We start from the raw sequence: 14,215 nt of genomic DNA, 5'->3' as shown, positions 1-14,215 counted from the left end.
GCTCTCGAAGCTGGAGTTTCCAGTGTTCAATCATTGGCCTTCACGGGCCTTGCCTTCTGGTCTCGGGCCTCGGCGATGAGCGCTTCAACCGCAGAAATGTTGAGAGCTAAGGTGGCAACTTTGTTCAATGTATTGTTATCCGGAAATGCTCTTGACTTGGCAGACAACAATATCAGCTGCTTTTGAGCACCCGTTAATCTCGATAACAATCCTTCAAGATCGTCAAGCATCGCTTCCCCGTCTTCCTCAAGAATCATACGCACTCACAGCAATACTCATACGTGAGAAGACAACCGATTGTATACCCAAGGTTGCAAAAGTTACGATATCCCGTTGTGATTGAGTTCACAATATGGGATTTTGTGCAGGACGGGTGCACTGTCTTAGTGGGAGGTCATCCACTCACGTGCGGCACGCAGGGCAGCAGCGATATCGGGCTTCGACATTGACTGAGCGAGTTCCGCACGCAGTTCTGCAGCCCGGTCGCACCCCTTGATGGCGGCGATATTGAACCATTTATGGGCTGCCACAAGATCGATAGCGCAATCCCGGCCCGTTGCGTACATAATTCCCATTTCGAAGAGAATATCTGTCTGCGCCGAACCTCCGGCATGTCCACTATCCGTATGTTGAAGATCAAAGCGTGCCATTTTACCAAATCCCCTGTTGAACCCGAACCGTTACTTGACGAAAGCCCTGTTAGACTTCTGAGAACCGCTTGTTTTGTTGTTTCGCGTGCTCCTTCGATGCTTTCGAGAATGCAGCATAGGCTTGAAATTGCTGTTAAAAGGCATGATTAACCGGGCACAAACAAAACAAAAACAACTCGTAAATTTCGGAATTCATTAAATATAACGCGCCAGCAATTGCGGGCATTTGTCGAAAATTCTCGTAAAATGCCGGTGCGCGATTTCAAGCATTTGATAACCAAAGAACAGGTTTGCCCAGCGAGCAGCGATTATAATTTGCCGCCCCCGCATGGCTGGGAGGATCGAAATTCCGTCGCAAATGAGCTTGAATTACGTTTACGTATGCGTAATATCGCGGGATGCGTTGAATGATGTGCAGCCACGCATTTCGGGAGGAAAGTATGAAGCGCAAAATAGTGCTGGCCTGTGCCGGTTTCGTCCTCATGGCAGGCCCTGCCCTTGCGGAGGAACCTATCGTTGGCTCTTGGAAGCGGCCAAACGGAACGATTATCCAGTATTCTTCGTGCGGTGGGGATTCCTATTGCGGAACAGTTTTGACCGGGGAATACAAGGGCAAGTCGATTGGTGCAATGTCGGGCAAGGACGGATCCTATAAGGGTACGGTCAACAAGCTCGACGAAGGCAAGACCTATAACGGCAAGGCAACGGCCAGCGGGAGCAAGCTCTCGCTCTCCGGATGCGTGATGGGCGGGCTGATCTGCAAGAGCGAAAGCCTGACCCGTCAGTAGACAAGTTCAGGTGCCCGGACCAGGTGCCGCTGGTCCGGGTACTTTGCAGTTCCAGGGTGACCCTAAACGGCTTAGCATCAAACCACGGCTTGCTTTGCCTAAAGCGGCAACGACGCAGGGTTGAATATCTTGCCCCGCGATGCTTGCAGGGTTGCGCGAGGACCGCCGCTGCCGCCAGAAATGTACTGCACATGGCAAAGCGCTCGTGCTGGCGATGTTCGATGCGATTATCGCTTCCGGTATCGTGCGCCGAAATCCCAAGGCGCGCACCGGATGCCGCTTCGATTGCCTTGAACGCGCTGGCAAGGTCCATCCGGCTCTCCGGTGCAGCCCGTATTGACCTCTGCGACAAGGCCAGCGCCGGCATTGCCAGGATTGAACCAATCAGTGCCCCGCGGCGCGTGATACGACCACTCATTTCTCATCTCCATCTCCGACAAATCAGACAGCGCGGAATCCCGCCGGGCGGAAGCTGGTATCCGAAATGGCAATTTCCAAGGAAAACTTGTGGCTCAAAAAAGTGGTGACCGTAAACTTGACCTTTGTGATCGCAGCTATTATTAAACCAAAAGGTTATTTAACTATACGGTTATATACACTATTGGAGGAGACCATGAAAACGACATATCACGGAAGCTGTCACTGCGGCACTATCCGCTTCGAAGCCGACATCGATATCGACCAGGGTACGAGCAAATGCAACTGCTCGTTTTGCGCAAAAACACGCTTTTGGAAGGCATTTGTTGACGAAAATGCCCTTCGGGTAACCTCCGGCTCAAATTATTTGACTGAATACCAGTTTGGCGGTCGAACCATCGTCCATTTCTTCTGCCGGACGTGCGGCGTTAAACCCTTCGGCTGTGGCGAAGCGCCGGATATGGGTGTGTTCTACGCGATAAACGTCGCCTGTCTGGACGATTTGACGGTTGACGACCTGTTGAACGCTCCCGTTGAGTACCAGGATGGAAGGCACGATCATTGGGAGCGTCAACCTGCAGAAATTCGCCATTTATAACGAAATCGGCGCAATACCAGTTGGGCCATGGATTGCCCTGTTTTCGCAAAATTCAATCGATTAGACTAAGGTATAATTGCGGAAATTCGCGACATCTCCTATCAATCGGCTTTCAGCGTGTAATTGTTTCGAAATGCCGAATATTGAAGTTCTTTATCTCGTATTGTTCAGTCATCGTCGTTTGTGTGCATCCTCCCCTGCATACAAAGTCTGAGTGAAAATTCTGGGAGGCCAAGAATAGAAAAAGTATTGTCTATTCTATTCGTTGGTACGTCGCCTGCCTGGATTGAACAATGCGAGACCAAGACGCCTGGACAGATCCTTCGCTGGTCATGGGCAAAAGACAGGCAGTCATGGTTGTCCCTCCATGGCTGCCTTTTTCTTTCATGGTTTTGAAGAGTGAAGCAAAGATTTCCTGCCTTCTCGTCGCCGAGCCCATCTAGCTCGGATAGAAAGCCCGTGCCTCGATTAGAGCCTTTCACGCCAGGATGGAAGCGTTCTGCTGGAAGGAGTTCGGTTCAAGGTCGAGGGATTTGGCGAGGCCGATGTTTATCCGTCGGACGAAGCCGAACCCTAAGGAATTGGGGCAAATTCACCGGCCCACTGATCGATTCGCATTTCGCTCGAAATGCCGCTCGACCAGCGGGTTTGAAAGCTTATCGGTTTGCAAAAGCAAACCAACGGCTGGGTTTCCGGCTGGCGGCCAACCACTTTGTCAGGCGGCGTGTCCGATGGCTAAACATCGGCCTTGCCATCTTCCGCGTGGATCGTCTCGCCATCCACGAAACAGAACTGTTTCAATCCAGGCATGAAAGCCTCTAACCCTGCAGACGCGCCCTGCGACTGGAAAAATCATATTGTCAGTTGAACGCGGGATGAACGAGCGCATCAGCTTTCATTCAGACCGGTTGCGCCATTGTCTCGATATTGACAATCGAAAGACCGCACCGGGACGGAGAGCAAGCGGATCATGATACAATCAACCAGAAATTTATCGCTGCTTTTTCTGCGTGCGCTCATTTTCTCTGCCATTCTCGTCGGTCCTGTCGTGGCGTTTGTCACAAGCTATGAGGGGCGGAACCCATCAAATGGCGGCATAGGGCTTGTTCTCCTCGTCAGTCTGCAGAGAGTTTGAGACACCGCTTTTCAAGTGTCATGCTATGTCACTATATTGGGGCATGGACAAAAGAATCGGAACCAAGAAGCCCACCGCCATCAGCATGCCTAGCCATGTCGAAGCTCGTGAATTTACCGACGCCAAGGCGGCCGTCCAGGCACTCAGCGTGCTGTATGAACGGAATACCAAGTTTCTACGTGATGCCTTCGACAGAGTTGCGCGAGGCGAAGAACGCGACACAATGCATTTCCGCGCTTTCTATCCGGAAGTGCGTCTTTCAACATCAAGCTATGCGCAGATCGATTCCCGCCTGGCATTCGGCCATGTGTCAGCACCCGGTCAATATACGGCGACCATCACGCGGCCGGACCTGTTCGACAACTATCTCGAGGAGCAGATAAGACTGTTGATCCGTAACCACGGCGGTCCCGTGACGGTACAGGAATCCACGACACCGATCCCCATCCACTTTGCCTTCCTTGAGGGCACGCATGTCGAATCATCCGTCGCGGATGCATTCACCCGCCCGCTTCGCGATCTCTTCGACGTACCGGATCTCGCAGCCACGGACGATCGCATCGTCAACGGCGAATATGAAACCGACGACCTCGACAGTATCATGCCGCTCTCGCCCTTTACGGCGCAGCGCGTCGATTATTCCTTGCACCGGCTCTCGCATTATACGGCGACGCGACCGATGCATTTTCAGAACTTCGTGCTGTTCACCAACTATCAGTTCTACATCGACGAATTTTGCGCGCTGGCGCGTGGACTGATGGCGGAAGGCGGCGGCAGCTATCAGCGTTTCGTCGAGCCCGGTAACTTGATAACTGAAGCCGGCAATGATGCGCCAACGTCGGGCGTGCCTATTGGCCGGCTGCCGCAGATGCCTGCCTATCACCTCGTGCGCGGCAATGGGTCCGGAATAACGATGGTGAATATCGGTGTCGGTCCTTCCAACGCCAAGACGATTACCGATCATATCGCCGTGTTGAGGCCGCATGCCTGGCTAATGCTTGGCCACTGCGCGGGGCTGCGCAATACGCAAGCGCTTGGAGACTATGTATTGGCTCATGCTTACGTGCGCGAAGATCACGTACTGGATGACGATTTGCCGGTGTGGGTGCCCATACCCGCACTTGCCGAAGTGCAGGTCGCGCTGGAACAGGCCGTCGCGGAAATCACCGGACTCGAAGGGTATGATCTGAAGCGCATCATGCGTACCGGCACCGTCGCCACGATCGACAACCGCAACTGGGAGCTGCGCGACCAGCGCGGCCCCGTTAAACGGCTATCGCAATCGCGCGCGATCGCGCTCGATATGGAATCGGCGACAATCGCGGCGAATGGTTTTCGCTTCCGCGTGCCTTATGGAACGCTTCTATGCGTTTCGGACAAACCGCTGCACGGCGAATTGAAACTGCCGGGCATGGCGACGGAGTTCTACAAACGCCAAGTCGCGCAACACTTGCAGATTGGCATTCGTGCCCTTGAAAAGCTGGCCGACATGCCCCCTGAGAAACTGCACTCCAGAAAGTTGCGCAGTTTCTACGAGATGGCCTTTCAGTAAACCTTATTTGCGAGGACCAAGAAGAGCGAAAGACACGCCCTGCGGGTCGAGCGCCTGCAAAACCCACTGCTCGCCCGGAACCTCCATCGGCCCGAAGACAACGCTGCCGCCCTTGTCCTTGATCCTCGATTCGGCGGCGTTAATGTCGTCCACGCAGATATAATAGCACCAGGCTGGACGGGTTGACGGCTCAGGATTGTTCATCATGGCGCCAAACATTTGGCCGTCGCGCTCAATGATCTGGTATGTGCCCATGCCGCCCATATCCATGGCTTCGCCCTTGGTCCAGCCAAACAAGCCGGAATAGAATTCAAAAGCACCCTTCCAGTCGCTGGTGTTCAACTCGTGCCACCCGACTGTACCCGGCGCAGGCGGCTTTGGATTATCGCCGCGATCTTGCATCGAGGGCTTGAACAGAGTGAACGGCGCGCCCTGCGGATCGGCAGCGATCGCAAATCTGCCGACTTCCGGTATATCCTGAGGTTCGACCGTTATCTTGCCTCCCGCATCCTTTACGCGGGCGGCAAACTGATCGACGTCATCGACAGCAATATAGCCGGACCACATTGACTCGACGCCGGTATTGCAGCCTTCCGGCGTTGTCATCATACCGGCAACCGGAGCCTCGCCGATTTTCAGCAAGGTGTATTTCATCTGCGGATGGCCAGCGTCCTGCGCACTCCAGCCAACGACATTGCTGTAGAAGCGTTCGGCGGATGCCGCATCGCTGGTCATCAGTTCGTACCAAACAAAATTACCGGAATTGGACATGATACTCCTCCTTCTCATGATCGACCGAATTTTATAGATGGCTCGTGTCTGGATGTTGACATTTACGTTGATATCAACATATATAGGCTATGTCAAAGCCGATTTCTGTTCCTTTCGAAACAACGATCCATGTTCGCGATACATGCTTGTGCCTCGCCGTACAACGGGCTGCGCGTGCTCTTGCGCGCCGCTTTGACGAAGCCTTGCGGCCCTACGACCTCACCAACGGACAGTTTTCGCTCTTGATGTCGCTGAACCGGCCGTCGCCACCCAATCTGAGTTCGGTAGCTTCATTGCTCGCGATGGATCGCACTACACTTACGGCTGCCCTCAAGCCGCTGGAGCGACGGGGCTTGGTGACGGTGGTGGTCGATCCCGCTGACAAACGTAGCCGCCTCATGGCGCTGACGCCGGACGGTATGCGCCTGCTTTCGGAAGTCGTGCCGATATGGAAAAAATCCCATCGCAAACTTGAAGAACTGCTCACAGACGGCGAGCATGATCGACTTTTACACGGCTTGAAGAAGCTCTTGTGATCTCAATCAACAGCATGGGTCAAGATATTGACCAATCGTCCGGTTGGGTCGCGGACGTAGAAACGGCGGACGCCCCAAGGCTCATCTGCGATATCATATGCGATCTCATAGCCGGCCGTTCTCGCCCGCTCATAGACCATATCGACATCGTCCACTTCGATCGAAATGTCTGGCACGGGAGTGCCTGACCCTCCTTCGCTGGCGATGCTGATCTGCGGCTTTGCCGCAATGTCGGATGCAAATGTCAGAATCCATCCATGGTCCATGACGACCTTCAGTTCCAGCAAGTTTCCGTAGAAGTCACGAACGCTGCCGGGGTCAGGATGTGCGAAATTTGGAACGATGCGTTTTACGACCACGGGACATCCTCCTCAAGGTTGAGTCTCGTCCGAGATCTCACACTAATCATCTCTGTCATGCGTCTAAAGTCCAAAACGGCACTGCTTGGAAACAATGGATAAGCTGCTATATTTCGGTTTGGAGTGAGGAGCGGATATTCATCCGCCCCTCGTTTTGCTGACTATTTGATTTGAACCCGGACGCTGAGTGACCAGCTTATCCGGGTTCTCTTCATTCTCAGTGTGACGCTAAACGGCAAAAACCGCATAGTGCACCTCCAAGTTTCAAAGGCAAGGCTTTGCCGGAGTCGGAGTAGCCAATCTTCCCCGATGTACCGGTTCACTCGATACGTGCCGCTTATGCCTCCAAAACGCCTCCAAAAATTGCTGGAATCATCGTCGAACACAACGAATGCAGGGGTTGCATCAGCGGCTGCTTAGCGGCGCTGCGGGTTGTCCCGAGATCACAAGCACTGCCATCTTGATTGCGTCGCAATTGCCGGTTTAATGCGGAGCATGACGACAGAAAACAGGCTATCGTGGATTAGACTTGCCGCCGTATTGATACCGGTGATGTTTTCGCTGCCGCTGGTATTGGGGTTTTTCGGTGCGGCCCATCCGCTGTTCGATTCCTTTGCGCATTTCCGCATGCATCTTGCAGTGTTGATGGCCATATCGGCCATCCCGGCCCTTGTTCTCGGACTGTGGCGAGAAGGTTTGATGGCAATGGTGCTGGCACTGACCGCACTTGGTACAGTGCTTGTTCCCTCCCCTGCACCTTCCGCAGAGGCGAAGACAGCCCAGCCGGAATACAAACTGATGCAGCTCAACCTGCGCTACGACAATCCTCACCAGGCGGACGTCCTTCGCTTGATCGCGCAAGAAACGCCTGATGTCATCACCTTGCAGGAAGTATCCACCGCTTGGCGCCCCAAACTGAAAGCGATCGAAGCACGCTATCCCTATAATCTTTACTGCCCGAACCGCAGTCACATTGGCGGCGTTGCCATTCTCTCCCGCCGCCCGTTCGCTCTCGGAACCACGCCACAATGTGTCGACAGCCTGATTGGTCTAGCACGCATTGATTTCGGTGGACGCAGCGCCATTGTTACCGCAATCCATCTCGACTGGCCGTGGCCCTATTCGCAAGCCGAAAATGTTGCGACGATCCAACCTTTCTTCGAGCGGCTGCAAGGTCCAATGATTATCGCTGGTGATTTCAACGCGACATCCTGGAGCCAGACACTTAAAACCATCACCGAAGCGAGCAAGACATCTTCAGCCGAAGGGTTACGGCCGAGCTGGCTCGTCAACGGCTCCTTGGCGCATGCGGCGCGCTGGATTGGCCTGCCGATCGATCACATCCTCGTTTCCGACCGAATTATCCAAACGCGAGTTGAAACACTGCAGCCTGTCGGCTCGGATCATTTGCCGCTGCTGCTTCGCTTTACGATCAGCGGCGTCGATGACAATGGCGGTCCAGATCGGCAAACGGTATTGAGACAGAGCGGTTTGGCAGTTACATATTCTGATAGACCGGACCTTCGCCGCCCTGTGGTGGCACCCAGTTGATGTTTTGATTGGGATCCTTGATATCGCACGTCTTGCAGTGCACGCAGTTCTGCGCGTTGATCACAAACTTCGGCCCGGTTGCCTCCTCGACCCACTCATAGACACCAGCCGGGCAGTAGCGTGCCGACGGTCCGGCATAGACTTCGAGCTCAGAGCTTTTCTGCAAACTCATATCCTTGACTATCAGATGAACCGGCTCGTTTTCCTCGTGATTGGTATTCGACAGGAATACTGACGACAGACGGTCGAATGTCAGGACGCCATCGGGCTTCGGATAGGCGATTGGGACGTATTTGCTCGCAGGCTCGAGTGAGGCCGCATCGGTCTTGCCATGCTTCCACGTGCCGAAGGGTGACCAGCCGCCGAAGATCGTGTTGAGCCACATATCGAGGCCGCCAAGCATGACCCCACCGATTGTGCCCAGCTTCGACCACATGGGCTTGACGTTACGCACACGCTTCAAATCCTTGCCGATCTCACTCGAGCGCCAAGCGTTCTCGTAGGCAATGAGCTCGTCATTGGATCGCCCGGCGGCGATCGCTTCCGCCACATGTTCGGCGGCCAGCATGCCGGAGAGCATGGCATTGTGTGAGCCTTTGATGCGCGGCACATTGACGAAGCCAGCCGAGCAGCCGAGCAGCGCCCCTCCGGGGAAGGACAGCTTCGGAACCGATTGCCACCCGCCTTCAGTGATCGCGCGCGCACCATAGCCCAGGCGCTTGCCCCCTTCGAAGAGGCCACGAATGGACGGATGGGTCTTGAAGCGCTGGAACTCCTCAAATGGCGAAAGGTAGGGATTCTTGTAATTGAGGTGCATGACGAAGCCGACGGCGACCGTATTGTCCTCAAGATGGTAGAGGAATGACCCACCGCCCGTCTTCATGTCCAACGGCCATCCGAACGAATGCTGCACCAGGCCAAGCTTGTGCTTTGCCGGGTCAACCTGCCACAATTCCTTCAATCCGATACCGAATTTCGCCGGTTCCTTACCTTCGTCGAGCTTGAATTTGTTGATCAATTGCTTGGCGAGCGAGCCGCGCGCGCCTTCTGCTATCAGGACATATTTGCCAAGGAGAGCCATACCGCGCGTATAGGCCGGCCCGGGACTGCCATCTTTTTCGATGCCCATGTCGCCGGTGGCAACGCCGATAACGGCGCCATTGTCGTAGAGCACCTCCGAGCCCGCAAAGCCCGGGTAGATTTCCACGCCCAGTTCTTCTGCCTTGGTTCCGAGCCAGCGACAGACATTGCCGAGCGAGACAATGAAATTACCATGATTGTTCATTAGCGGCGGCATGGCGAAATTCGGGAGACGCATCGAGCCGGAATGTCCGAGAACCAGAAAATGATCGGCTGTAACCGGCGTCTTGAAGGGATGCCCTTCCACGTCACGCCAGCCCGGCAGGAGCTTGTCGACGCCGATCGGGTCGACCACGGCGCCCGAAAGGATGTGCGCACCGACTTCGCCGCCTTTTTCCAGGACAACAACCGACAATTCCGGATTGATCTGCTTGAGCTTGATCGCTGCGGACAGGCCGGCCGGCCCTCCTCCAACTATGACGACATCAAACTCCATGCTCTCGCGCTCTGGAAGTTCGGTTACCTCGCTCATGCAATCCTCCTGATGATCATTCCCGCATGCACTTTTGTGCAGTATTTTCCCGATTGGCAACGCAACAATAGCCATATGACATAGACAGTCATGCATTCCAGATGCGGCCAATTGCCCTCATTTCACGACGGTTGGCGGAATCTAAATAACTTTAACGTAAACGTCAATATTTTCCGCTCTCATAGAGTGTTTGCACAGGATGCGGTTTCAGTCATAATTCAGCTTATTGTCTCGCATGCCAACCGATGGGAGACCTGATGAAACGATACCGCACGGACTGGATGCTGCGTGGCATAATGGCCATCTGCATGCTTTTCGTCGGTTCCGCCCCAAAAGCATCGGCACAAGAAGACCCGCGGCTTTGGACTGCGGGGCCTTACTCATTTTCCGATGAGCTTGGGGGCTTCGTCATTCGGTCCATCAGTGGCACAGGAACGATGCAGGATCCAATCATCCTTACGGAAGAATTCCCCTCCGTGACGCCAACCACACTCATCATTCGCACCGAAAAAGTAGCGCAACTTAACCCAAGCGAGGATGCCGGGATTCTATTCTATCTGCGCGTCAGGGCAACCAACAGCAGCGGTCATCCATGGGTCGAGTTCGAGTTTGAACTGCAGGAACAGCTTAACGTGCCAAGCGATTATGGCGATGGGCTTTCCTTTTATCAGCCAGGTGACAAGAGGGGCATGATCAAATCGACCGGTTACGGCACTTTCAGCGATGACTTCGAGCCCTATGATCGCATGGTGTTTCGGGATGGCAAGATCGATCCTGGCTTTGGTGCGAGCTTTGATTTTCCTATTGCTGATTTCACACCTAAACGCGTGTTTTATCTGGTGCAGGAGCCGCGCATTCCTTCCTCCTGACCTTGCAATTGTGCCGGCAATTTGCGACTTCAGAGACAAAAGGATTATAGCTTGACCAATTTGCGCGAACTGCTGCATTTCTATGCCGAGGCCGGCGTCGATACGCCGCTCGAAGATGCGCCGGTCGACCGCTTCTCCCAAATCGAGGCAAAGCGCGTTGCCGCTTCGCCCGCGCAGGCCGCTCGACCTTCCCAGCCGCAGCGACCTGAACAGCCGGTAGTAGCTAGCCAACCGGCTCCATCTATCCTCAGCAAGGCTTCGGTCCCGGACGATGCCAAAATTGCGATGGCGCGGCAGACGGCTTCAAGTGCAACGACGCTGGAGGAATTGCGCGAGCAACTCGCCGCATTCGACGGCTGCAACTTGAAATTCACCGCCAAGAACCTCGTGTTCGCCGACGGCAATCCCGCGGCTCCGATCATGTTCGTCGGTGAGGCACCGGGCCGTGAAGAAGATCTCGAGGGTATTCCTTTCATCGGCCGTTCGGGGCAACTGCTCGATCGCATGTTTGCGGCCATCGGCTTCGACCGGACCAACGTCTATATCGCCAATACCATTCCATGGCGTCCACCTGGCAACCGCACGCCGACGCCGCTTGAAACGGAGATTTGCCGCCCATTCTTCGAGCGGCAGATTGAACTCGTCAATCCAAGGCTGCTGGTTGCTCTTGGCGGCCCGGCCGCCAAAGCGCTTACCAATGCGACAGAAGGTATTTTGCGCCTGCGCGGAAACTGGAAAGCCCATCTGACTGCGTCCGGCATCCAGATCCCGGTGATGCCGACGCTGCATCCGGCTTATCTTTTGCGAAATCCTGCCCAAAAGCGCTTCGCCTGGCGCGATCTCGTCAACGTCAAAATACGACTGCGTGCATTGACGGACTAGATTGGCGCAAAACTGGAATGGCCGTGTCGTAATTTCAGGCTCGCGCGCCAAGCCAAGCCTGTAGTTTCGGGCATTGAAACGCAGGATACATATATGTTTCGCCAGCTCTTGCCCATCGCGGCATTATTGACCAGCACCTTTCTGATGCTGACGGCAGGGGGCCTCGCGGGAATCCTGCTCCCGTTGCGCGCGGGCATGGAAGGCTGGTCGCCGACAACCATTGGTTGGCTGGGAACCGGTTACGCGCTGGCGTTCACCGGCGGCTGCATCATCGTTCCGCGTCTCGTGCGGCGTGTCGGGCATGTCCGTGTTTTTGCCGTGCTCTTGACGCTCCTCAGCATGTCGATGCTGATGCACGGTCTGATCATCGATCCCTGGGCATGGACGCTGTTCCGCGCATTGGCGGGTTTCTCGCTGGCGGGAAGCTACATGGTGATCGAAAGCTGGCTGAACGAGCGCGTCACCAATTCGACGCGCGGCATGGTGTTTTCGATCTACATGATCGTTTCCATGATCGGACTTCTGGTTGGCCAGTATATTTTGCCGTTCGGCGACGCCGCGACACAGGCTTTGTTCATGATCGGGGCGTTGATCTATGCCGGTGCTCTGGTGCCGACAGGCCTTTCAAATGCGCAGTCTCCACGTCCGCTGACGCAGGTATCGCTGGACCTTCCCGGGCTCTACCGCAAATCACCCGCTGCGTTGATCGGTTCGCTTCTGGCGGGGATCATTGCGGGTGCATGGAACTTCCTTGCGGCGATCTACGGCCGCGAGATAGGCCTGTCTACTTTTGGCATTGCAACCATGATCGCGAGTTCTATGATCGGCGGCGCAATCTTCCAGTACCCCATCGGCCGTATCTCGGATTTCGTCGACAGGCGCTACGTAATGGTCGTGGCCGGGATCGGCGGTGTCGCGATATCGCTGACGATGATCATGGTTCAGCCCGTCACGCCATGGGTGGTCTATACGTTGATGTTTGTTTTCGGGACGGTGCTGTTTCCGATCTATTCGCTCAATGTGGCGCATGCCAACGACTTCGCGGAACCCAGTGAATTCGTCAAGATCTCCAGTGGCCTGCTCATCGTCTATGGTGTCGGCAGCATGATCGGCCCGCAGATCGCCGGGCGTTTGATGGATCTGAATGGCCCTTCGGGATTCTTTGTCACGATGGCAATCAGCTATGCGGTCTATGGTTTCTATGCGTTCTGGCGCAGCCTTCGCCGTGCGTCGCAGGCCCCCTCGGAGCGTCCCGATTTCGCCATTCGCCCGCATGACCGGCCGCATACTCCAGAGACTTTCCAGCTGCACCCCCTGAGCGAGGCGGCCCAGGAAGAATAAGGTCATCCCTGCGGCGTCGAGACCTTGCGGGCGCGTGCCCGGGCGAGGCCGAGCCGACGCTCGCGGTATATGATGAAGATGCCGGCGCTGATGACGATTGCTGCTCCGGTAATCATCTCCGCCGTAGGGATATCACCGAAGAGCAGATAGCCGAGGGCGAGCCCCAGCAACATGGACGTATATTCGAATGGGGCAATCGCCGACATGTCGGCATGGCGGTAGCTCTCTGTGAGAAGAATTTGCGCAACGCCGCCCGCAATCCCGGCGAAGATCAGACAGGTCGCCTGAAAGGCAGTCGGCCAGACCCAGCCGAATGGAAGGCTCACCAGCGCAATGACGCTTGAGGCGATGGAGAAGTAAACGACGATGGTCGGGGTGCGTTCCGTCTGCACCAGCTTGCGCACGAGCAGCATGGCAATGGCGGCCAGCCCTGCACCGCCCAGTGTCGCCAACGCGCCGACAGCCTGATCCGCACCGAACTCTGTTTCCCCGGTAAAGAACGACATGCGCGGCCAAAGGATAATCACGACGCCGACGAGACCGAAGCACACCGCCGACCAGCGATAGAGCCGCACTGTCTCGCGTAGGAAAATTGCACTGCATACGACGGTCAACAGCGGCGTCGCGTAACTGATTGCAATGGACTCAGGCAAGGGAAGCTTGGTCAGACCATAAAAGCTAAGGCTCATGGCGCTGACGCCGACGAAGCCGCGCCAGAAATGGCTGAAGGGCTCGCGCGTCTTGAATGCCACAGCCATCTGTCCCTGCCAGGCAATGAAGGCGATGACCGGAAAAATTGCAAAGAAAGAGCGGAAGAACACCAGTTGGCCCGCCGGAATACCGTCAGATGCTTTCAAGAGGCTCGACATGCAGACGAATACGCAGACCGAAGCGACCTTGAGGCCAATTCCCAGCATGACATTGGTGCTGCGCGCACGATCTGCGACAAGTGGTTCACCATCTCGCGGGTGAACGATAGTAGACACGGTTTTACATCCTGGAAGAAAGAGTAGTCGGCGGCGGTGTGGAATTGTAAACTGATATATCTTTAGGATGGTTTAAGCGGCCACACCAGTGGGCAGTCATTCACGTTGCGTTTGTGAACCAAACAAATCGGCATTTGTTGTGCCCCACAAGAAAGATCGATAGGGTCG

General features: G+C 55.3%; 15 protein-coding genes. 9 read left to right on the top strand and 6 right to left on the bottom strand.

The features are described from left to right. Nucleotides 1-26: 26 nt before the first annotated feature. Nucleotides 27-257, bottom strand: coding sequence for a hypothetical protein (locus J2X72_RS12615; RefSeq protein WP_310072411.1), 231 nt, complete (start codon nt 255-257; stop codon nt 27-29). Nucleotides 258-383: 126 nt separating this feature from the next. Then, nucleotides 384-650 (bottom strand): sel1 repeat family protein, encoded by a 267-nt coding sequence (locus J2X72_RS12610; RefSeq protein WP_112527615.1) that lies wholly within the window; start codon nt 648-650, stop codon nt 384-386. 440 nt (nt 651-1,090) lie between these two features. On the opposite strand from J2X72_RS12610, the gene J2X72_RS12605 reads away from it, so the two are divergent. The 4 genes from J2X72_RS12605 (at nt 1,091) to J2X72_RS12590 (ending at nt 5,140) form a co-directional block, all read left to right on the top strand. After that, nucleotides 1,091-1,438 (top strand): DUF2147 domain-containing protein, encoded by a 348-nt coding sequence (locus J2X72_RS12605; RefSeq protein WP_310072409.1) that lies wholly within the window; start codon nt 1,091-1,093, stop codon nt 1,436-1,438. Nucleotides 1,439-1,922: 484 nt separating this feature from the next. Then, nucleotides 1,923-2,453, top strand: a complete 531-nt coding sequence (locus J2X72_RS12600) for a GFA family protein (RefSeq protein ID WP_310072408.1) — start codon at nt 1,923-1,925, stop codon at nt 2,451-2,453. A gap of 293 nt (nt 2,454-2,746) precedes the next feature. Further along, the gene (locus J2X72_RS12595; RefSeq protein ID WP_310072406.1) at nt 2,747-2,896 is read left to right on the top strand and encodes a hypothetical protein; all 150 of its coding nucleotides are present in this window, start codon (nt 2,747-2,749) and stop codon (nt 2,894-2,896) included. Nucleotides 2,897-3,631: 735 nt separating this feature from the next. Further along, a complete protein-coding gene (locus J2X72_RS12590) occupies nt 3,632-5,140 on the top strand; it encodes an AMP nucleosidase (protein ID WP_210001816.1) in 1,509 nt (502 codons plus the stop codon). A gap of 3 nt (nt 5,141-5,143) precedes the next feature. Here J2X72_RS12590 and J2X72_RS12585 read toward each other — a convergent pair whose 3' ends face one another. Beyond that, nucleotides 5,144-5,911, bottom strand: coding sequence for a VOC family protein (locus J2X72_RS12585; protein ID WP_310072404.1), 768 nt, complete (start codon nt 5,909-5,911; stop codon nt 5,144-5,146). Nucleotides 5,912-6,000: 89 nt separating this feature from the next. Here J2X72_RS12585 and J2X72_RS12580 point away from each other — a divergent pair, with 89 nt between their 5' ends. Further along, the gene (locus J2X72_RS12580; protein WP_310072402.1) at nt 6,001-6,447 is read left to right on the top strand and encodes a MarR family transcriptional regulator; all 447 of its coding nucleotides are present in this window, start codon (nt 6,001-6,003) and stop codon (nt 6,445-6,447) included. 2 nt (nt 6,448-6,449) lie between these two features. On the opposite strand, the gene J2X72_RS12575 is transcribed toward J2X72_RS12580, so the two are convergent. Next, a complete protein-coding gene (locus J2X72_RS12575; RefSeq protein ID WP_310072400.1) occupies nt 6,450-6,806 on the bottom strand; it encodes a VOC family protein in 357 nt (118 codons plus the stop codon). 495 nt (nt 6,807-7,301) lie between these two features. On the opposite strand from J2X72_RS12575, the gene J2X72_RS12570 reads away from it, so the two are divergent. Further along, nucleotides 7,302-8,357 carry an endonuclease/exonuclease/phosphatase family protein gene (locus J2X72_RS12570; protein WP_310072398.1) on the top strand — a complete coding sequence of 352 codons (1,056 nt, stop codon included), beginning with the start codon at nt 7,302-7,304 and terminating at the stop codon, nt 8,355-8,357. Here the strand turns inward: J2X72_RS12570 and J2X72_RS12565 are convergent. Beyond that, entirely contained in the window at nt 8,305-9,969 is a 1,665-nt protein-coding gene (locus J2X72_RS12565) for an electron transfer flavoprotein-ubiquinone oxidoreductase (protein WP_310072396.1), read from the bottom strand. The two genes, J2X72_RS12570 and J2X72_RS12565, sit on opposite strands and share 53 nt — an antisense overlap. 257 nt (nt 9,970-10,226) lie before the next feature. Here J2X72_RS12565 and J2X72_RS12560 point away from each other — a divergent pair, with 257 nt between their 5' ends. The 3 genes from J2X72_RS12560 to J2X72_RS12550 all read left to right on the top strand — a co-directional run bounded on the left by J2X72_RS12560 (nt 10,227) and on the right by J2X72_RS12550 (nt 13,061). Next, nucleotides 10,227-10,838, top strand: coding sequence for a hypothetical protein (locus tag J2X72_RS12560; protein WP_310072394.1), 612 nt, complete (start codon nt 10,227-10,229; stop codon nt 10,836-10,838). A 51-nt stretch (nt 10,839-10,889) separates the two neighbouring features. Beyond that, nucleotides 10,890-11,720 carry a uracil-DNA glycosylase family protein gene (locus J2X72_RS12555; protein ID WP_210001804.1) on the top strand — a complete coding sequence of 277 codons (831 nt, stop codon included), beginning with the start codon at nt 10,890-10,892 and terminating at the stop codon, nt 11,718-11,720. 93 nt (nt 11,721-11,813) lie between these two features. Further along, on the top strand, nt 11,814-13,061 hold the full coding sequence (locus J2X72_RS12550; protein ID WP_210001802.1) for an MFS transporter: 1,248 nt from the start codon (nt 11,814-11,816) through the stop codon (nt 13,059-13,061). A 2-nt stretch (nt 13,062-13,063) separates the two neighbouring features. Here J2X72_RS12550 and J2X72_RS12545 read toward each other — a convergent pair whose 3' ends face one another. After that, nucleotides 13,064-13,978, bottom strand: coding sequence for a DMT family transporter (locus J2X72_RS12545; protein ID WP_310073021.1), 915 nt, complete (start codon nt 13,976-13,978; stop codon nt 13,064-13,066). Nucleotides 13,979-14,215: the final 237 nt, after the last annotated feature.

The sequence above is a fragment of the Phyllobacterium sp. 1468 genome, from assembly GCF_031455525.1.
Taxonomy (GTDB): domain Bacteria; phylum Pseudomonadota; class Alphaproteobacteria; order Rhizobiales; family Rhizobiaceae; genus Phyllobacterium.
This window is presented reverse-complemented; position numbering and strand designations above follow the sequence as displayed.